The organism is Mycobacterium sp. KBS0706 (assembly GCF_005938675.2).
Lineage (GTDB): Bacteria > Pseudomonadota > Alphaproteobacteria > DSM-16000 > Inquilinaceae > Inquilinus.
This window is the reverse complement of sequence record NZ_VCCH02000077.1, coordinates 1-17,841: the sequence shown is the minus strand read 5'-3', so window position 1 is coordinate 17,841 and position 17,841 is coordinate 1. Positions and strand designations below refer to the sequence as shown.

The following is a 17,841-nucleotide window of genomic DNA, read 5'->3' as shown; positions in this document are numbered from 1 at the left end:
GTACAGTCGTGTTTGTGCCTGACGGGGCATGACGAAGGAGAGTCGTGATGGCGGACCGCGGCGAAAGGGTGGGGACGGCAGCGTCGACCGTTGGCGCGCGGGCCCGCGCGCTCTACGACGACGCCCTGGTCTGGGACACCCACTCCGGCTTCATGCCCGACCCGGCCGCCGATCTGGAGAACCTCAGGCTGTGGCGCGACGCGGGCGTCGACTATCTGTCGATCGATGTCGGCTTCGATCTTCTGCCATGGGAACGCACGGTCAAGACCCTCGCCGCCTTCCGGCATTGGATCCTGGCGCACCCGGACGATTTCGCCCTGGTCGGGACGGCCGCCGAGGTCCAACGGGCCAGGGCGGACCACAAGATGGCCGTGACCTTCGACATCGAGGGCATGAATGCCCTCGACGGCCGGATCGAGATGGTCGAGTTCTATCACCGGCTCGGCGTCCGGCAGATGCTGTTCGCTTATAACCGCAACAACCTTACCGGCGGCGGCTGCCACGACGAGAATGTCGGCCTGACCGATTTCGGTCGCGCCGTGATCGACGAGATGAACCGCCTCGGCATGTTCGTGGACGTCACCCATTGCAGCCATCGCACCAGCATGGAGGCGATGGAGTATTCCGGCCGCCCTGTGATCTTCTCGCATTCCAATCCGCGGGCGCTTTGCGATCACGAGCGCAATATCCGCGACGATCAGATCAAGGCCTGTGCCGCCACCGGCGGCATTGTCGGCGTCGTTGGCCTCGGGCTGTTCCTGGGCGAGAATGACGTCCGGTCCGAGCGGCTGGCGGACCACGTCGACTATCTCCTGGACCTCGCCGGGCCGCGACATGTCGGACTCGGCCTCGACTACGCCTTCCCCGTGGATGCCCCGGGCATCGACACCGTGATCGAGGCCAATCCCGACTTCTGGCCGCCCGACCGGGGCTATGCCGGCGTCAAGACCAACTACGCCGCGCCGTCCCAGCTCGTTGAGCTCACCGATATCCTGCTCCGCCGCGGCCATCCCGAGGAGGTCGTCCGCGGTGTCCTGGGCGGCAACTTCCTGCGCCTCGCTGGCGAGATCTGGCGGTGAGCCGGCGGCAGGGCACGGCCTTCCCCACCACCCCCCTGCCTCGCCTCCCGCATGAGGCAAGAGGGTCGGAGAGAGGGGGCGTCGGCCGGTGATCTGGTACGCGCTGCAGCGCCTCGGCCTCGCCCTGCTGATCTGCGTGCTCGCGCTCACGATCCTGTTCTGCGCGGTCTATGTCATCCCGGGCGATCCCGCGAGCATCGCGCTGGGGCCACGGGCGAGCGACGCGATGAAGGCGGCGCTGCGTGCCCGCATGGGCCTCGACCAGCCGCTCGTCCTGCAGGTCCTGTATTTCTTCGGCAACACCCTGCGCGGCGATCTCGGCGTCGACGTGATGAGCAACCGCAGCGTCGCCACCATCGTCATGGAAGCCCTGCCGCACACGCTGGCGCTGGCGCTGGCCGGCCTCGGCTGGGCGGTCGTGCTCGGTATCCCGCTCGGCTGCCTGTCCGCGGTACGGCGCGGGACGCTGGTTGACCGGCTGGTCGGCGTGGTCTCGGTCGCCACCATCTCGATGCCGTCCTTCGTCGTCGCCATCTACGGGCTCCTGATCTTCGCCGTCGCCCTGCAGTGGCTTCCTGCAATCGGCGCCGGCAATGCGGGCGATCCCGGAGACCAGTTGCTGCACCTGATCCTTCCGGCCTTCGCGGTCGGCCTCGGCTGGGTCGGCTATCTCGCGCGTCTGGTGCGCGCCTCGATGCTGGAGGTGATGGGAGAGAACCACATCCGCACCGCCCGGGCCTTCGGCCTCAGGGAGCGGACGATCGTCTACCGCTATGCGCTGCGCATCGCCATCCTCCCGACGGTGACGTTGATCGGCATCGGCATCGGCAGCCTGCTGTCCTCCGCCGTCTTCGCCGAGGTCGTGTTCAACCGCCCCGGCATCGGCTCTCTGGTGTTCGGCGCGGCCCAGACCCGCAACTACCCCGTGGTCATGGGTGCGGTGCTGGTCACCGTCTTTCTCTTCGCCCTGTTCAACCTCCTCGCCGACCTCCTGGTGGCGCTTCTCGATGCCCGTGTCCGAGCCGGTCTCTGAGGCTGCGCCCCCGCCGGTTCGGACCGGCGCGGTCGGCGGCCCGTCCCTGTCGAGACGCCTGCTCGGCGACCCGCTCGGCCTGGCCGGGCTGGTGCTGGTGCTGCTGTTGCTGGCCTGCGGCCTGTTCGCCGGCTGGATCACCCCCTACGATCCGTTCAAGATCGCGGTCCGGGACCGTTTCCTGCCCCCTTCCCTCCTGCACCTCTTCGGCACCGACAATCTCGGGCGCGACGTGTTCTCGCGCGTGGTCGAAGGCAGCCGCATCGCCCTCTACTTCGCATCCGTCGCCACCGGCCTGTCGGTGCTGCTGGGGCTGACCCTGGGCCTGATCGCCGGCTACGGGCCGCGCTGGGCCGACAGCCTGTTCGTCCTGCTGTTCGACACGGTGAACGCCTTTCCGCGAGTCATGCTGGCGCTGGCCGTGATCACCGTCCTGGGGCCGAGCTCGGCCAGCGTCCTGCTGGTGATCGTGGTCACCACCTTTCCGACCTATGCGCGGTTGGTGCGGACATCGACCCTGTCGCTGAAGACGGCCGAATTCGTCCTGGCCGAACGTTCGCTCGGGGCCGGCACGCCACGGATCCTGCTGCGGCACATCCTGCCCAACGTCGTCGGGCCGCTCCTGATCCTCGCCAGCATGGACATCCCGGTGGTGATCACGCTCGAGGCCGGGCTGACCTTCCTGGGCCTGGGCGTGCCGCCGCCAGCGCCGAGTTGGGGCCGGATCCTGAACGAAGGCTATTCCTTCATCCGCGAGGCGCCATGGATCGTGGTCAGCGGCGGCATTCCTCTGATCCTGGCAACGCTGGGCTTCACCTTCCTCGGCGAGGCGCTGCGCGACCTGCTCGACCCCCGGCTGCGGAGCCGGCGATGACCGGCACCGATCCGGTCCTGGAGATCCGCGACCTCTCGGTCGCCTTCCACAGCCCCGCCGGCGCGGTGCAGGCGCTGCGCCGGGTCGACCTGACCGCACGCCGTGGCGAGATCGTCGGGCTGGTCGGTGAAAGCGGCTCGGGCAAGTCGACCCTCGCCCTCGCCGCGACCCGGCTCCTGCCCGCCAATGCCGAGATCCGCTCCGGCACGGTCGCCGTCTGCGGCCAGGACGTATTGTCGCTGCCGCCGGCCGGATTGCGGAAACTGCGCGGCCAGACCGTCGCCATGGTGTTCCAGGACCCGATGACGTCGCTGAATCCGGTGCTGTCGATCGGGTCGCAGATGATCGACATCCAGTACCGGGACGCGACGCTGTCCCGCACCGGCAAGCGGGCCCGGGTCCTGGCGGCGCTGGAACGGGTCGGCATCCCCGACGCCGCGCAGCGGCTGGCCTCTCATCCGCACGAATTCTCCGGCGGGATGCGGCAGCGCATCGCCATCGCCATGGCCCTGCTGATGAACCCGGCGCTGCTGATCGCGGATGAGCCGACGACCGCGCTCGATGTCACGCTGCAGGCGCAGATCGTCCATCTGCTGCGCCGGCTGCGACGCGAAATCGACGGCGCAATCCTGTTTGTCTCGCATGATCTCGGCCTGGTCGCCGAGCTCTGCGACCGGGTGGTCATCCTCTACGCCGGCGAGGTTGTCGAGGAAGGCACGGTCCTCGACGTGTTCCACACTCCGCGCCACCCCTACACGAGGATGCTGCTCGATTGCGACCCGGCGCGGATCGACGTGGTCAGCCGGACGCTGCCGACGATTCCGGGCGACTTGCCGGACCTGGTGCAGCCGCCATCCGGCTGCGTTTTCCACCCTCGCTGCCCGCGCGCCGAAGATCGTTGCCGGGTGGAGGCACCGAGTTGGAACGCCGTCTCCGCAACGCGGCGCGCGCGCTGCCATTTCGCCGGCGAGGGCGCATGACCGGCGCCCCGCTGCTCGCCATCGACGGCCTGGGCGTGCGGTTCCGGATCGCCGGACCGCTCCTGGCGCGGCTCGCGGGGCTGCAAAACCGCTTCATCGACGCGGTGCTCGACGTGTCCCTCGCTGTCGCGGCCGGACGGACCCTGGCGCTGGTCGGCGAGAGCGGATCCGGCAAGACCACGCTGGCGCGCGCCGCGCTGGGCCTGACCCGCTCCCACGCCGGACGGGTGCGCTTCGACGGGGTCGAGCTCGCGGCCGGCGCGCGGCATGCGCCCGCGCTGTTCCGGCGCGAAGCTGCCTTCATGTTCCAGGACCCGGTCGCCTCGCTGAGCCCGCGGATGAACGTGCAGTCGCTGATCGGCGAACCTTTCATCATCCACCGCATCCGAGATGCCGATCCGCGGCGGGAGGCGGCGCGGCTGCTCGACCTGGTCGGCCTGCCAGCCGGATTCGCCGGGCGCTACCCGCATGAGCTGAGCGGCGGCCAGGCGCGTCGGGTCGGCGTCGCACGGGCGCTGGCCCTGTCGCCGAAGCTCGTCGTGGCGGACGAACCGACTGCCGGACTCGACGTCTCCGTCCAGGGCGAGGTGATCAACCTGCTCGGCGACCTGCAGCGCGACCTGGGCCTGACCTATCTGATCATCAGCCACAACCTCGCCCTTGTCCGCCACATCGCGGACGAGATCGCGATCATGTATCTCGGCCGGATCGTGGAGCGCGGCCCGACCGCCGCGATCTATGCCCGGCCGGCCCATCCCTACACCGCGGCGCTGCTTGCAGCCCAGCCCGATCCCGACCCGACGCGGCGGCGGGCGGAGATCGTGCTGGAGGGGGAGGTTCCGAGCCTGGCTCGCAGGCCGCAGGGATGCGAGTTCCGCACCCGCTGCCCCTTCGCCCAGCCGCGCTGTGCCGCGGAGGCCCCGACCCTGCACGACCATGGCGGCGGCCGCGAGATCCGCTGCCATTTTCCCTTGGATCGACCGGCCCCTCTCGCTTGAGAAGGGCCGATGACCGGCCTCACGCCTCGGTGAATTCGTGGAAGGCGGGCTTGCCGTCCGGCCAAAGTCCCGGCCGGAGCTGCGACCGGTGGATGAACGCAGCGGCACCGTGCGTCAGGAACAGATAGGCACCGCTGTCCTCCATCAGATCCTGCATGTGCTTGTAGAGCGTGTCGCGCTTGGCCACATCGCGCTCCTTCACCCCGTCCTTGTCGAGCTGGCCGAACTCAGCGCTGTTCCAGCGCTCCCAGTTCCAGACACCGATCTGCTCCGGGGTGAACCATTCGGTCGCCCAGGCCGGGTCCGGGTTCATCGAGAACCGGCTGATGATCAGTTGGATGCTCTTCCAGCTGTCGCCGGCGCTCTGGTCACCCAGTGTCCAGAAGCTGCCGGAATCCAGTGGCACCAGTTCCACCGTGATGCCGACATCGGCGAGATTGGCCTGCAGCACCTGGGCCATGGCGAGATAATCGGTCTTGTTCTGCAGGTGGACGGTGAGGTGCAGATCGCTGGCCCCCGCCTCGGCCAGCAGCGCCCGCGACGCCTCCGGGTCGAACTTGCTCAGATTGGCGTCCCGATGGCCGATCAGGCCGGGTGCGACGATGCCGGTCGACCGTGCAGCTTCGCCGTAATAGGCGGCGTCGAGCACGGAATCGACGTCGACCGCCCGCTGGATCGCCTTGCGGACTTTTTCGTTCTTCAGGATCTCGTTCTCGACATTCATGCCGAGCCAGATGAAGGCCAGGGATGGCTTGTTGACCAACGCGGTGCCGGCTGGCGCCTGGCCTTTATAGCCCGCCAGGGTGCCAAGGCCGATCTGGGTGAAGTCGAGTTCGCGGGCATCAAAGGCAACCTCGGCCGCCTTCTCGTCCTCGATCGGCAGAATATGGATCTCATCGAAATAAGGCGCCGACCCCTTGTAGTCCGGATTGCGGACCAACGTCGTTCGCTGCTTGGGCTGCCATTCCTTGAGGAGGTAGGGGCCGCAGCCGGCCGGGATCGTGGTGGTGAACTTCTTGTCCGGCAGCGCCTCGACCGCCTTCTTCGAGACGATGCGGCCCGACCCGGTGGGCAGGGTGGTCGACCAGAGCGGCGCGAAATACTCCTTCAGCACGATCACCCCGGAATGGGCGTCGGTGATCTCGACATGGTCCAGTGCCGCCCAATCGCTCTGATAGGGTGATTTGTTGGCGGGGTCGGCGATACGCTCGAACGAGAATTTGACGTCCTCGGCTGTCAGTTCGCCGAAGCCTCCGGACCAGGTCCAGCCCGGCCGCAGCTTGAAGCGGATATGGGTGTCGTCGACCTGCTCGATCGATTCCGCCGCGTCCAGCTTCCACTCCCACTTGTCACCGCCGCTCTTGTAGGTGATCAGCGCCGGCAGCACGCTGCGGAAGATGTCGTCCTCCGGCGCCGCCAGCCGATAGGCAGGGTCAAGCACCTGCAGGTCCGAATAGGACCGGATCCGCAGCACCTTCGGCGCCTGCGCCTGTGCGGGGATGCCTCCCAGCGCCGTCAGGGCGCTGGCCGCTGCCGTCGCCAGCAGGAATTGCCGGCGGTCCATCTCCGTCATCTTGATCATCGCCTGTTGCTCCCTGTTTGTTCATTTACGAAGGAGGGCCGGCGTTGCGGCGGATCGGATCGCCCCTCCGACGGCGAATGATGACGCGTCCGCCGTCGTGGTTCCATACACGACTATACTGTACCTGCCCGAGACGGACATTGGAGCACCCGCCAATCAGTTCCGCGCGCACGGCACCCTATCTCCAGGCGTGGCTTTTGTGAGCCATTCAGGCCCGGATGTCAGCAACATGCGGAGCGAGAGAAGCGCGCCATCGACCTCCGGCACCTGGAAATCGGCGATGATGTCGCCGGCCTTCACGTAGGCGGCATGCTTCGCCTGCTCCGCCAGCGCCGCACGCTGATCGATGTTGACCTGGAGATCCGCACCATGCTGGCGGAGGAGTACGGGCTCTCCGCCAGCCCGCGCTCGCCGAGGATGGCGGCCGCGCTGGCCTACCTGGTCGGCTTCGGGCTCGGGCCCCTCTTCGGCACCGCAGTGCCCTGACGGCCACCGCAATCGGGCCCGGCCAGTTCCCGACGTCTTCGATCGCGCGCCGCTGCGTTCAAAGCCGTCGCTGGAGAGCGGGATCAAGGATCGTGCCGGTGAAAGGCTCGAGCAGGAGCATGTCGTCCTTGACCCCCTCCACCCCGGGCACGTTTTCCACGGCTACGCGGAGGGCATCGCGGACCCACTCGTGGGTGATGACGCCAGTGAGCGTCGCCTCCCCATGCTGCACATCGACCCGCATCCCTTCGACCCGGGCCCAGAGCTGTTCGCTCAGCTCGGCGAAGATCCGCTCAGGGATCGCCTTGTCGTCATTGCCGCTCTCGGCCCGGACATCCAGCAGTTCGGCCAGGAGATGCAGCAGGTTGGCACGAGTGACGATGCCGACCAGCTTGGTGCCACGCACAACCGGCACGCGTTTGATCCGCCGGCCGATCATCAGCTCCACGATTTCTTCCAGCGGGGCGTCTTCGGAGACCGAGACCACGTCCCGCGTCATCACGTCCGCGACGTTGCGGCTGTGCGACTGGACGTATTCGCGTGCCAGCCGGTCGGTGCCGGTAAAGAAGGCCAACCAGTCGGGACGTCGCTTCTCGGTGCGCATCTCGACCCGGCGAAGCAGGTCGCCTTCGGTGATCATGCCGACCAGGTCTCCCTCCTCGTCGACGACGGGCAGGCCGCTGATCCCGCGCCCGAGCATGATCCGGATCGCCGCCAAGAGAGAGAGAGAGAGAGAGAGAGAGACGGCGGTAGGGCAAGATTAAAGCACCGGCACACGCCGGCGCCTAAGTCGCTGTCTGCACATCCTTTTTCATGGCACCATTGCGCGAAACATGGCGCCAGGTTGGCGCCATGCCCCTCCTTAGGTCTCCGATACCCGCCGGCAGAGACTCCCCACCCGGCCTCGATGGTGACCGGGGGGCGCCATTGCCGGCCAACTCACAGCGACTTCACAATTGCCCGCGCAACCAGACTCTCTCGATCACCGATTGAATGCGCCTGATATTGGAAGCCGCTCTCTGGCGTGCGAGTCAGCGTCAGATCCGTCGGCCAAACCAACCTTCAGTTCCGCTTCGTATCTCGCCGGCTCCTCGTCAAGCGGCTGCTCATCAGGTCGAGGGGCGCGGCGGCAGAAACTGCCCCGCATTGGCCGCCCATGACAGCGAGGCCGAGGCAAAGCCTTGGGCATAGGTCGTGCCGCGCAGGCAGCCCCGCATCCGGTAGAGCGCGCTGTAGTAGTCGACATAGGGAAAGGAGCCGAGGCCACGGCCGAGCGCGTACTCGGCGACCGCCGCGCGCCAGAGATCGAACCCGGGCGTGACGTCGACCAGGTGCTCGGGGCGAAAGCCTTCATCGTCCTCCCAGTTCTCGCCGAACAGGATGTGCCGTACGTCGTGCGCCGGTGCCTGGCGGACGAGCGTCGGCAGGCCGGCGAAGAACACGCCTGTCGTCGCCAGTCGGTGGGCCGCCCGGTGGTCCTTGTGCCAGCTGCCGTGCCAGTGGCCGATCACCACCTCCGGCCGGACCTCGCGGACCACGTCGCAGACGCGAAGCGCGGTCGCGTCGTCGTCCGGGACAAAGGCGTCAGGGAGGTCGAGCGTCTGCCAGCGGACGCCCAGGACTGCCGCAGCGGCCGCGGCCTCCTGCCGCTTCTGCTCGGCATACTGGTCCGGCGGCAGCTCGCTGTGTCCCTGCTCGCCCAGCGACAGATGCAGGAAGGTGACCGTGGCACCGCGGGCGGCTGCCGCTGCGGCCAGCGGGCCGGCCATCACCTCGGCATCGAAGGCATGGGCACCGATCACCAGGATCGGGCGGCCGGACAGCAATATGTCTTCCATCAGCGGATCCCTCCGCCGGCGCCCACGCCTTCGCGCAGCCGCCGGGCCACGAACGGGTACAACAGCAGGAACGGCGCCATCGAGATCGTCAAGGCCGCGAACAGCAGACCCCAATCGGTCCGGTACTGGCCGATGAAGGTGGTGACGCCGAGCGGCACGGTCTTCAGGTCGTCGTCGAAGATGAAGATCAGCGGGAAGAAGAAGTCGTTCCACACCGCGATCGCCGTGAAGATGGCGACCACGCCGACCGCCGGGCGGATCTGCGGCAGAATGATCTGGAACAGGATCCGCCATTCCCGCGCGCCGTCGATGCGCGCCGCGTGCTCCAGGTCCTGCGGCACGGCACGCATGAAGTTGGCGAAGATGAACACGGCGAAGGGGATGCGGATCGCCGCGTAGACCAGCACCAGCCCTGGCCGGGAGTCGAGCAGCGACAGGCTCTTCATCAGGTTGAACAATTCGACCGAACCGAGCCGCACCGGAATCATGATGCCGGCGAGGAAGAAGCCCAGCAGCGGCAGCCCCCACCATAGCCGGTAGCGGCTGAGCGGATACGCCGCCATCGCCGCCGCGAGGATGGTCAGGACCACCGCGCCGCCGGTGACCAGCAGACTGTTGAGCAGGTACAGGCTGAACCGCCCGCGCTCCCACGCCTGCACGAAGTTGTCGAAGGTCCAGGAAGACGGCAGGCCGAGGCTGTCGGCATAGATCTCGCCGGTCGACTTGAAGCACGAGACGATCAGGATGTAGAGCGGCACCATCACGGCGGCGGCCCAGGCGAACAACAGGATCCAGCCCGGCCAGCGCCGCCATGCACGCGGGTGACCGGTCACAGCGCGGCCGCCTTGCGGTCGAAGTAGCGCAGGATCGCCACGGTCGACACTGAGAGCAGGAGAAACAGCCCGCTGCCGAGCGCCAGCGCGAGGCCGATGTCGGTGATGCCGGCGCTGCCCTCCGCCCCGAAGGCGAGGCGGTAGAAATAGGTGACCAGGGTGTCGGTCGAGTAGGACGGGTTGCCCTGCACGCCTTCCATCACATAGACGAGGTCGAACTGGTTGAAGCTGTTGATGAAGGTCAGCGTCGTCAGCGAGCTGACCGCAGGCAGCAGCAGCGGCAGGGCGATGGAGCGCAGGATACGGGCGGCAGTCGCGCCCTCCAGCCTCGCCGCCTCGAACACCTCGGACGGGATCGCCTGGAATCCGGCGAGGAAGACCAGCACCGGCAGCCCCATCCAGTTCCAGGCGTCGACGGCGATCAGCACCCACAGCGCCCAGCTGCTGTCGCCGAGCATCGTGAGCGGCGCATCGGTCAGCCCCATGGCCCGGGCCGCGGCGTCGAGCGGCCCGTCCGGCGCCAGCAGCAGGCGCCACAGCGCCCCGACGATCACCGGGCTGAGGATCGCCGGCAGGAAGAAGACCGACTGCAGCAGCTGCGATCCCCGGTTCCGCAAGAACAGGAGATAGGCGAGGACGAGGCCCAACGCGTTCTGCAGCAGCATGATGCCGGCAAACCAGGCCGCGTTGTGCAGCAGTGCGCCGGCCACTCGCGTCAGGCTGGGCTCGGCAAACAGCCGGGCGAAGTTGTCGAGCCCGATGAAGCCCAGCTGTCGCAGCCCGCGCCACTGGAACAGGCTGCCCCACAGCGATCGCGCCAGCGGGTAGACGATGAACAGCGCATAGAGAAGCAGTGCCGGGGCGACGAACATCGCCGCCGCCCCATGCACCCGCCAGGACCGGCCCAGCCGCATTCGCCTGCTCTCCGGTGCGGCCGGACTCAGGATTTCGGCTTGAACCAGCCGCTGACGGCCTGGTCCATGTCCGCGGCCAGCTTCTCCGGGGCGATCTTGCCGTCGATCATGTCGATCACCTCGGCCTGGAGCACCGAGGAGGCGGTCGGCGTCTGCCAGCGGAAGCCGACCAGCGTCAGATAGGGCGTGCTGTGCGCCTGCATCGCCATCATCTGCTGCAGCACGGGATCATGCGCGGTCACGCCGCTGCGGGCCGGCGGCCAGCCGAGCATGTCCGCGAACTGCTGCGAGAAGCCCGCGGAGGCAATGAAGCGCAGCACCTCGGTCGCGGCCTCCTTGTGCTCCGAATCCGTCACCAGCCCGTAGGACCCGTCCGCGAAGGTCGAGGTGAAGGCCGGCTGGCCCGCGGCGTCGGCCGGAAAGGCGAAGATCGAGAACTTCAGCTTCGGGTTCTGGGCCTTGAAGCTGCCGTTCTCCCAGGACCCGCCGAAGAACATCGCCGTCTGGCCGTTGACGAACTGCTGGATGGCGGTCGTGTAGTCGGTGCCGGCGAAGCCGTCCTGGTAATAGGGCCGGAGGTCCTTCAGCCGCTGCAGCGTCTTGACCCACAGTGGATCGGTGAAGCGGGCCTGGCCCTTCATCATGCGGTCGTAGAAGTCGGGCCCATAGATGTTCGGGCCGACCACGCCGGCGCTGATCTCCAGCGCCCAGGCCGAGCCGTTGGCGCCGCCGGCCGCGATCGGCACGATTCCGGCCGCCTTCAGCGCCTTGCAGGCGGCGACGAAGTCGTCATAGGTCTTCGGCACCCCCACCCCGGCCTTGGCGAAGAGGTCGGTGTTGTAGAACACGCCCATGTTCGGGGTGGAATAGGGCACGCCGTAGAGCTTGCCGTCGGAGAGGCCGCGTGCGCCGCCGAGCGCCGCCTCCGGGAAGTCCTTCAGCTCCGGCACGGCGTCGTCGATCGCGTCGAGATAGCCCGCCTCCACCAGCGGCTGCAGCTCGCCATAGGCCTTCAGCTGGGCGATGTCCGGGCCTTCGCCGCCGCGCAGGGCTGTGCTCAGCCGGTTCTGGTAGTCGGCGTCGGGCGTGAACTGCAGCTTGACCTTGATCCCCGGATGCTGGGCCGAGAAGCCGGCGAAGATCTGCTCCATCGCCGCCTGGTCCTCGGTGCGCCAGCTCCAAATCGTGACCGTCGTGTCCTCCGCCCGAGCCACGCCCGGTGCGGCCATCAGCGCGCCGGCCAGCAGCGCCGCCGCGATCGCGGCGGCACCCCGCCGGCCCCTTGTCGTCGAATCCCGTCGCAGCATGGTCAGCCTCCGTTGTTTTTATCGTGATGTCGGGCCCGCTTCGGGCCGGGCCCCTGCCCTGCGGGCTAGCCGGCGCCGCCCGCCATCTTCGCCTGGAAGGTTCCGAGGTGGCGCTTCTGCGCCTCCAGAATCCGCTCGCGATAGACGCCGTAGACCTTGTCGGTGTCGTGCAGCGTCACCCCGGGAATGGTCGGCGAGGCGAAGGTCGGTAGTTCGATCCCTCGGTCCGCCAGTGCCGTTGCAGTGCGGGCGATCAGCTCATGGGTCAGGATCATCGCCAGGACGGTCGAGACGCCGGACACTGGCCGGCTCCACCCCTCGACCGGGACCACCGCATCCTCGACCGGCGCGCCGGTGTCGATCACCAGATCGGCGGCGTCGGCCAGCCGCTTGCCGGAGGAATGGCTCGCCGGCCGGTCCAGGGTCTTGGCGCAGGTCACCGCCACCACGAACAGCCCGCGCGCCTTGGCGTAGATCGCCGCCTCGATGCCGGCGGAATTGCGCCCGCCATGACTGTAGACGATCAGGGAATCGCCGGCGTTCAACGGCTGGTGGTCCAGGAACTTGTCGATATAGTTCTCGGTCCGCTCGAGCCACAGCAGCTCGCGCACGCCGCCGGCGCCGAGCACGTTGTGCCACATCACCCGCGGATCGGTCAGTGGATTGAAGCCGACATAGGAGCCGTAGCGCGGGAACGCCTCCTGGCAGGGCAGCACCGAATGGCCCGACCCGAACAGATGGACCAGCCCGCCCCCGGCCAGGCTGTCGGCGAAGCGCCCGGCTGCCTGATCGAGCCCGGCATCGTTGGCGCGGCCGGCCTCGGCGATGAGGGCGGTGATGCGATGCAGATAGAGATCGGTCATGAAGGCCTGTCTTTCCTGTCAGGGATGGGTGCTGCGGAGCGTCGAGCGGATCTCGTAGCGATCGCCCCGCATGGTGGAGACGGTGAACTCGAAGGGGCCGCGATCGTCGACGGTGATGCGCTCGACCATGAAGGCGGGACTGCCGGGCGGGATGCCGAGCAGGTCGGCCTCCTCGGTCGCGGCAGCTGCGACGCGGTAGGTCTCGGTGGCCTCGAACGGCACGATGCCGTAGCGCTGGCGCAGATGAGCGTAGAGCGAGCCGCCGGCCAGCTCGTCCTCCAGGATGCCGGGAGCGCGGTCGAGGCGCAGATGCGCGTCCTGCACGCCGATCGGTAGGCCGTCGCCAAGCCGTAGCCGGCGGATCCGCGCCACCGGCTCGCCCGGCTCGATCGCCAGGGCGGCCGCGGCTTCGGGCGAGGCTGGGATGCAGGCCTTGTCCAGGATCCGCGAGCCGCCGGACAGGCCAAGCAGCGCCATCTCGTCGGTGAAGCTGGTCAGGCCGCGGGCGCCGGCCACCAGGGTGGCGTTGCGCACGAATGTGCCGCGGCCATGCTCGCGCCGAAGGACCCCACTAGCCTCCAGGTTCCGCATGGCGTGCCGCAGGGTGATCCGGCTGACACCGAGCATTTCGCACAGCTTGTCCTCGGCCGGCAGCTGGCTTCCCGGCGGCCAGAGGTTCTGGGCGATGCGGGCGCGGATCGCCTGCTCGACCTGATGCCACAGCGGCTCGGGCCGGCGGCGGTCGGGGAGAAGCAAGGTGTCGCTCATGACAGCTTCCACCATTGGGCACCGCGTGCCGCGGCGAAGGCGGCCCCGACCAGCCCGGCTTGCGGACCAAACGCACCGATCCGTATCGGCACCTGGTGCAGATGCGGCGGCAGGTGCCGGTGCAACATCGTCCGGATCGTCGGCACCAGCAGGTCGAAGGCCTCCGCCACCCCGCCCGCCAGGAGGATGACGGCCGGGTCGAGCAACCCGACGGCGCCAGCCAAAACGGCACCGACCGCCCGGCCCGCATGCTCGACGGCGGCGAGAGCATCGGGGGCTCCCTGCTGGGCCGCGGCGATCAGCGCGGGTCCGTTCTGCCCCGGCGCGGCCGCGGCATCGAGGGCTGAGCCCGAAGCCTGGCGCTCGAGCCATCCGGCGCGCTCCGCCCCCGGGTCGTCCAGATCGGCACAGGCCCAGCCGAAGGAGCAGGCGCCACCCCGCGCCCCGCGCAGGATCCGGCCATCGGCCAGGACGGCGGAGCCGATCCCGGTGCCGATGGCGAGCAGCAGGACATCGCGTAGCCCGCGGGCGGCACCACCTTCGGCTTCGGCCAGCAGCGCGAGATGCGCGTCGTTGCCGACCGAGACCGGACGGCCGAGCAGCGCGGCCAGGTCGATGCCGTCGAGCTCCGGCAGGTTCGGCACCCAGCGGCAGGTCGTGGCCTCAACCAGCCCCGGTATTGTGATGCCGATCCCGGCCAGCGGCGCGTCTCGCTCCAGGTCCTCGACCAGGCGCAGGATGGCCGCCCGCAGGGCATCCGGCTGCCGCGGCGCCGGCCATCGGCCCAGCATCTCGATGGCGGCGGGATCATCGGCGCGGGAGCGGCCCGCCCGCAGGCTGGTGCCGCCGAGGTCGAGGGCGAGGACGCGCTTCATCCTGTCAACCCCGTGCTGACGATGGTCTTGACGAAGAAGCGCTGCAGCAGCGCGAACAGCAGAAGCGGCGGCAGCACGGCCAGCGTCGCCCCGGCCATCACCAGCCCGGTGTTCAGCGCGCTGCGGTTGTAGCTGAGCAGGCGGCTGAGGCTGAGCACGATCGGGTATTGCCGGTCATCGCCTTGCAGCACGGTGAGCGGCCAGAGATAGCTGTTCCAGTGGTAGACGAAGGCGAACAGCGCCAACGCCGCCAGGGCCGGCATCACCACGGGCGCGACGATGCGGAAGACGATCCGCAGCTCGGACGCGCCGTCCAGCCGCGCCGCCTCGATCAGCTCGTTCGGCACCCCGGCGATGAACTGGCGCATGAGGAAGATGCCGAAGGCGTTGGCCAGGTTCGGCAGGATCACGCCCGCCAGGCTGGCATCCAGCTGCAGCGCGCCGACGATGCGGTAGAGCGGGATCAGGGTCACGATCGGCGGCAGGAACATGGTCGCCAGCATCACGGCGAACAGCGCGCCGCGGCCGGGGAAACGATGCTTGGCGAAGACGTAGCCGGCCATCAGGCTGGTCGTGAGGATGCCCGCCGTGGTCACCCCGGCGATCACCAGGGAGTTCAGGAAGGCGCGGCCGACATCGATCACCTCCGCGACCGCGGCATAGGCGTCGAGCATCGGCACCGCCGGCAGCCAGACCGGGGGCGTGCGCATCGTCTCGGCCGGGGTCTTCAGGCTGGACAGCACCATCCAGGCCAAAGGGAAGGCGGCAGCGACGCCGGCCGCGAGAGCCAAGGCATGCAGCGCCGCCCGCCCCGCCGCGATCCGGTGCCGCGGCCGGGCGGCCGCCTCGGGAAAGGCAGCGGCCATGGTCATGCCTCCGGCTCCCGCCGCGCCAGGGCGAAGGCGGCCGCCACGGCCACCACGAGCGCCAGCAGCAACGCCACCGCCATGGCGGACCCCAGCCCGCCCTGGGCGCGTTCGATGCCGACCCGACGGATGTGGAAGGTCATGACATTGGTCGAACCGATCGGGCCGCCTTGGGTGATCAGCGCCACGGGTTCGAACACCTGCACCGCGTTGATCAGCGCGATCACGCCGCTGAACAGCAGCGTGCGCCGCAGCAGTGGCAGCGTGATCGACCGGAACAGCCGGGCCGGCCGGGCGCCGTCGATCCGCGCCGCGTCATAGAGCGGGTCCGGGATCTGGGTCAGCCCGGCGACCACCAGCACGGTGAAGTAACCGACCTGCTGCCAGACATTGAGGAAGACGATCGAAACCAGCGCGGTGCTGGGCGACGACAGGAACGGCGATGGGCCGAGCCCCACCCAGCCGAGCATCTGGTTCAATGGTCCCTCGCTGGGCGAGTACAGCTTCGACCAGACCAGCGCCACCGCGATCATCGGCACCATGTAGGTGCTGAACAGGACGGTGCGCAGCAGGCCGGCGCCGCGCAGGCGAGCCTGGTGCACCAGGACCCCGAAGCCGACCGAAAGCGGCAGCAGCAATGCGATCGACAGCGCCGCATAGAGCGCGGTGTTGGCCATCGCCTGCCGGAAGTCCCGCCCGACCGAGCCGGGGCCGAACAGGTCCTCATAGTTGCCGAGGCCGATCCAGGTGGCGTCGCCGAAGCCGGTCTGGGTCGACCAGCGGTGGAACGACAGCCAGACCGTCAGCGCCATCGGCACCAGCACGAAGATGCCGATCAGCCCGACGCTCGGCGCCAGCAGCACCGCGGTCCACCGGCCGTGGCGGGCGGCCACCATCATTGCGCGGCACGCTCCAGGATCGAGGCTACGTCGGACTGGGCTGCAGCCTGGGCGTCCGCCGCGGTGGCCTGGCCGTACTGCACCGCTTCGAGATGCTGCTGGAGTGCCTCGGTGAACTCCTGCCCGCCGAGCACAACCGGGAACGGCCGCGCCGCCGGCAGCTGGTCGACATACCCCTTGAGGAACGGCGTGCTCAGCCGGTCGGCGAAGGCGGCGATGTCGGAGCTGCGCGAGGGCAGGATGCCCATGGCCAGCAGGAGCCCGCCCATCGCCGAAGCCCCGCCCTCACCGGATTGCGGCCCGTTCAGCCAGGCCAGGAAGTCCCAGGCCGCCGCCCTCTCCGCCTCGCCTGCCGCGGCATTGACCACGGTCAGCCAGGAATAGGAGACCGGGTGCGGTCCGTCGCCCTTGGGCCCGACCGGGATCGGCGCCGTGGCGATGTCGGCGAAGCGGTCGCCCATGCCGGCGCGCAACGCCGATTCCCACCAGTTCGCCATGACGATCATGGCGGTGTTGCCGGAGACGAAGTTGTCGAGATACGGCCCCGTGGTGTTGGCGTCGGCCGTCGCCATGGTCGGGTCCGACAGCTTGCGGTCGATCAGGGTCTGGATCAGCTCGAAGCTTTGCCGGGCCGCCTCGCTGTCGAGCGCAGGCTTGCCCTCGGCGATCAGGGCGCCGCCATTCGAGGCCAGCAGCGAACCGAAGGGGTGCACCACCCCGGCGGCCCAGGAATTGATCAGGCCGAAACCCTGCCGCGTGATCCGACCGCCATCGCGCACGGTCAGCTTGTCCGCGGCCGCCAGCAGCTCGTCCCAGGTCTTCGGGGGCGCCGTGATCCCCGCTTCGGCGAAGAGCCGCTTGTTGTAGATCAGGGCATAGAGGTCGATTTCGTTCGGATAGCCGTATGGCTTGCCGCCGACGCTGGCGGCCCCGGCCACCGCCTGCGGCCAGTTGGCGCCGACATCCGCCGCCTGTGCCGCGGGCATCTCCGCGACGATGCCGTCGCGCGCCAGCTCGGGCAGCCAGAGATCGTAGATGCCGGCGATGGTCGGCCCATTCTCGCGCCCGGCCTGAGAGCGCAGGGTGGTCAAGAGATCGCCGAACGGAACCGCACGGATCTCGACCGAAACGCTGGGATGGTCCTCTTGATAGCGATCAGCTGCGGCCTTCAGCTGGGCCACGGTCTCCGGCGGCCAGTGGGTGAGGAACGAGACGGTAACCTCGGCGGCGGCACCGAAACGCGGCAATGCAAGGATCACAGCGGCGAGGACAGCCGCCTTCGTCGATCGAATACCTCCCATCCCCTACTCCCCATGACTGTAGCTTAATATGCTAACTCTATATGTCATTATAACGACATAACCAAGCGCGACGTACGCGGGACGATTTGCCGTCGAAGACCGGGCACCAGCGGAGCGGTCGGAGACCACGACGACCCCGACCTCGAATGCGCCAACAGCATTGTTTTGGCCGCCGCAATGGCCGTTGCGAACAGGTCGCTTGTTCCGGCGGGTTTTGGTCATCGCGTCGAGGCGGTGTCACAACCCGAGATCGCGGGATCGAGCCCGATGATCCGGTAGAGCCCATGCGCAACCGTGCTCATCATGATCTGGGTTCCTGGTGCTCGTCTGCTTCACTCCAGGTCA

Annotated in this window: 18 protein-coding genes and 1 pseudogene; 6 read left to right on the top strand and 13 right to left on the bottom strand. The window is 68.5% G+C overall.

The genetic code is table 11. The features are described from left to right. The first annotated feature begins 47 nt into the window (after window positions 1–47). From FFK22_RS30885 to FFK22_RS30865, 5 genes are all read left to right on the top strand, one after another. The gene (locus FFK22_RS30885) at window positions 48–1,079 is read left to right on the top strand and encodes a dipeptidase (protein WP_138891861.1); all 1,032 of its coding nucleotides are present in this window, start codon (window positions 48–50) and stop codon (window positions 1,077–1,079) included. 88 nt (window positions 1,080–1,167) lie between these two features. Further along, the gene (locus FFK22_RS30880; protein ID WP_138891862.1) at window positions 1,168–2,112 is read left to right on the top strand and encodes an ABC transporter permease; all 945 of its coding nucleotides are present in this window, start codon (window positions 1,168–1,170) and stop codon (window positions 2,110–2,112) included. Next, on the top strand, window positions 2,087–2,986 hold the full coding sequence (locus tag FFK22_RS30875) for an ABC transporter permease (protein WP_138891863.1): 900 nt from the start codon (window positions 2,087–2,089) through the stop codon (window positions 2,984–2,986). Before FFK22_RS30880 ends, FFK22_RS30875 begins: the two co-directional genes overlap by 26 nt. Continuing rightward, entirely contained in the window at window positions 2,983–3,966 is a 984-nt protein-coding gene (locus tag FFK22_RS30870) for an ABC transporter ATP-binding protein (protein WP_138891864.1), read from the top strand. The genes FFK22_RS30875 and FFK22_RS30870 overlap by 4 nt, the downstream gene beginning before the upstream one ends. After that, the gene (locus tag FFK22_RS30865; protein WP_138891865.1) at window positions 3,963–4,964 is read left to right on the top strand and encodes an ABC transporter ATP-binding protein; all 1,002 of its coding nucleotides are present in this window, start codon (window positions 3,963–3,965) and stop codon (window positions 4,962–4,964) included. Before FFK22_RS30870 ends, FFK22_RS30865 begins: the two co-directional genes overlap by 4 nt. Window positions 4,965–4,983: 19 nt before the next feature. On the opposite strand, the gene FFK22_RS30860 is transcribed toward FFK22_RS30865, so the two are convergent. After that, window positions 4,984–6,546, bottom strand: a complete 1,563-nt coding sequence (locus tag FFK22_RS30860) for an ABC transporter substrate-binding protein (protein ID WP_138891866.1) — start codon at window positions 6,544–6,546, stop codon at window positions 4,984–4,986. 309 nt (window positions 6,547–6,855) lie between these two features. On the opposite strand from FFK22_RS30860, the gene FFK22_RS43315 reads away from it, so the two are divergent. Beyond that, window positions 6,856–7,032: a hypothetical protein gene (locus FFK22_RS43315; protein ID WP_186002739.1), complete on the top strand. Its 177-nt coding sequence runs from the start codon at window positions 6,856–6,858 to the stop codon at window positions 7,030–7,032. A 58-nt stretch (window positions 7,033–7,090) separates the two neighbouring features. Here FFK22_RS43315 and FFK22_RS30855 read toward each other — a convergent pair whose 3' ends face one another. From FFK22_RS30855 to FFK22_RS30805, 12 genes and pseudogenes are all read right to left on the bottom strand, one after another. Beyond that, complete coding sequence (locus tag FFK22_RS30855; protein ID WP_373683767.1) at window positions 7,091–7,636, bottom strand: CBS domain-containing protein; 546 nt, start codon at window positions 7,634–7,636, stop codon at window positions 7,091–7,093. A 15-nt stretch (window positions 7,637–7,651) separates the two neighbouring features. Next, a pseudogene (locus FFK22_RS44560) lies at window positions 7,652–7,765 on the bottom strand (CBS domain-containing protein); the annotation flags it as partial. A 376-nt stretch (window positions 7,766–8,141) separates the two neighbouring features. Next, window positions 8,142–8,870 (bottom strand): PIG-L deacetylase family protein, encoded by a 729-nt coding sequence (locus tag FFK22_RS30850; RefSeq protein ID WP_221938982.1) that lies wholly within the window; start codon window positions 8,868–8,870, stop codon window positions 8,142–8,144. After that, complete coding sequence (locus FFK22_RS30845) at window positions 8,870–9,703, bottom strand: carbohydrate ABC transporter permease (RefSeq protein ID WP_221938981.1); 834 nt, start codon at window positions 9,701–9,703, stop codon at window positions 8,870–8,872. Before FFK22_RS30845 ends, FFK22_RS30850 begins: the two co-directional genes overlap by 1 nt. Continuing rightward, window positions 9,700–10,617 carry a carbohydrate ABC transporter permease gene (locus tag FFK22_RS30840; RefSeq protein ID WP_138891868.1) on the bottom strand — a complete coding sequence of 306 codons (918 nt, stop codon included), beginning with the start codon at window positions 10,615–10,617 and terminating at the stop codon, window positions 9,700–9,702. Before FFK22_RS30840 ends, FFK22_RS30845 begins: the two co-directional genes overlap by 4 nt. 26 nt (window positions 10,618–10,643) lie before the next feature. After that, window positions 10,644–11,924 (bottom strand): ABC transporter substrate-binding protein, encoded by a 1,281-nt coding sequence (locus FFK22_RS30835; protein ID WP_221938980.1) that lies wholly within the window; start codon window positions 11,922–11,924, stop codon window positions 10,644–10,646. Window positions 11,925–11,989: 65 nt separating this feature from the next. After that, the gene (locus FFK22_RS30830) at window positions 11,990–12,787 is read right to left on the bottom strand and encodes a sugar isomerase domain-containing protein (protein WP_138891869.1); all 798 of its coding nucleotides are present in this window, start codon (window positions 12,785–12,787) and stop codon (window positions 11,990–11,992) included. A gap of 18 nt (window positions 12,788–12,805) precedes the next feature. Beyond that, on the bottom strand, window positions 12,806–13,555 hold the full coding sequence (locus tag FFK22_RS30825) for a GntR family transcriptional regulator (protein WP_143956894.1): 750 nt from the start codon (window positions 13,553–13,555) through the stop codon (window positions 12,806–12,808). Next, entirely contained in the window at window positions 13,552–14,430 is an 879-nt protein-coding gene (locus tag FFK22_RS30820; protein ID WP_138893584.1) for an ROK family protein, read from the bottom strand. The genes FFK22_RS30825 and FFK22_RS30820 overlap by 4 nt, the downstream gene beginning before the upstream one ends. Beyond that, window positions 14,427–15,302 carry a carbohydrate ABC transporter permease gene (locus FFK22_RS30815; RefSeq protein WP_221938979.1) on the bottom strand — a complete coding sequence of 292 codons (876 nt, stop codon included), beginning with the start codon at window positions 15,300–15,302 and terminating at the stop codon, window positions 14,427–14,429. The genes FFK22_RS30820 and FFK22_RS30815 overlap by 4 nt, the downstream gene beginning before the upstream one ends. After that, on the bottom strand, window positions 15,299–16,195 hold the full coding sequence (locus FFK22_RS30810) for a carbohydrate ABC transporter permease (protein WP_221938978.1): 897 nt from the start codon (window positions 16,193–16,195) through the stop codon (window positions 15,299–15,301). The genes FFK22_RS30815 and FFK22_RS30810 overlap by 4 nt, the downstream gene beginning before the upstream one ends. Next, on the bottom strand, window positions 16,192–17,442 hold the full coding sequence (locus tag FFK22_RS30805) for an ABC transporter substrate-binding protein (RefSeq protein ID WP_221938977.1): 1,251 nt from the start codon (window positions 17,440–17,442) through the stop codon (window positions 16,192–16,194). Before FFK22_RS30805 ends, FFK22_RS30810 begins: the two co-directional genes overlap by 4 nt. Window positions 17,443–17,841 lie beyond the last annotated feature (399 nt).

Bases quoted from the DNA above. Each gene is read 5' to 3' on its own strand.
- FFK22_RS30830 (WP_138891869.1), bottom strand. From the start codon at position 12,787: ATGACCGATCTCTATCTGCATCGCATCACCGCCCTCATCGCCGAGGCC.
- FFK22_RS30815 (WP_221938979.1), bottom strand. From the start codon at position 15,302: ATGACCATGGCCGCTGCCTTTCCCGAGGCGGCCGCCCGGCCGCGGCAC.
- FFK22_RS30840 (WP_138891868.1), bottom strand. From the start codon at position 10,617: ATGCGGCTGGGCCGGTCCTGGCGGGTGCATGGGGCGGCGGCGATGTTC.
- FFK22_RS30870 (WP_138891864.1), top strand. From the start codon at position 2,983: ATGACCGGCACCGATCCGGTCCTGGAGATCCGCGACCTCTCGGTCGCC.
- FFK22_RS30875 (WP_138891863.1), top strand. From the start codon at position 2,087: ATGCCCGTGTCCGAGCCGGTCTCTGAGGCTGCGCCCCCGCCGGTTCGG.
- FFK22_RS30820 (WP_138893584.1), bottom strand. From the start codon at position 14,430: ATGAAGCGCGTCCTCGCCCTCGACCTCGGCGGCACCAGCCTGCGGGCG.
- FFK22_RS30865 (WP_138891865.1), top strand. From the start codon at position 3,963: ATGACCGGCGCCCCGCTGCTCGCCATCGACGGCCTGGGCGTGCGGTTC.
- FFK22_RS30825 (WP_143956894.1), bottom strand. From the start codon at position 13,555: ATGAGCGACACCTTGCTTCTCCCCGACCGCCGCCGGCCCGAGCCGCTG.
- FFK22_RS30855 (WP_373683767.1), bottom strand. From the start codon at position 7,636: ATGCGCACCGAGAAGCGACGTCCCGACTGGTTGGCCTTCTTTACCGGC.
- FFK22_RS43315 (WP_186002739.1), top strand. From the start codon at position 6,856: ATGCTTCGCCTGCTCCGCCAGCGCCGCACGCTGATCGATGTTGACCTG.
- FFK22_RS30860 (WP_138891866.1), bottom strand. From the start codon at position 6,546: ATGATCAAGATGACGGAGATGGACCGCCGGCAATTCCTGCTGGCGACG.
- FFK22_RS30885 (WP_138891861.1), top strand. From the start codon at position 48: ATGGCGGACCGCGGCGAAAGGGTGGGGACGGCAGCGTCGACCGTTGGC.
- FFK22_RS30835 (WP_221938980.1), bottom strand. From the start codon at position 11,924: ATGCTGCGACGGGATTCGACGACAAGGGGCCGGCGGGGTGCCGCCGCG.
- FFK22_RS30850 (WP_221938982.1), bottom strand. From the start codon at position 8,870: ATGGAAGACATATTGCTGTCCGGCCGCCCGATCCTGGTGATCGGTGCC.
- FFK22_RS30810 (WP_221938978.1), bottom strand. From the start codon at position 16,195: ATGATGGTGGCCGCCCGCCACGGCCGGTGGACCGCGGTGCTGCTGGCG.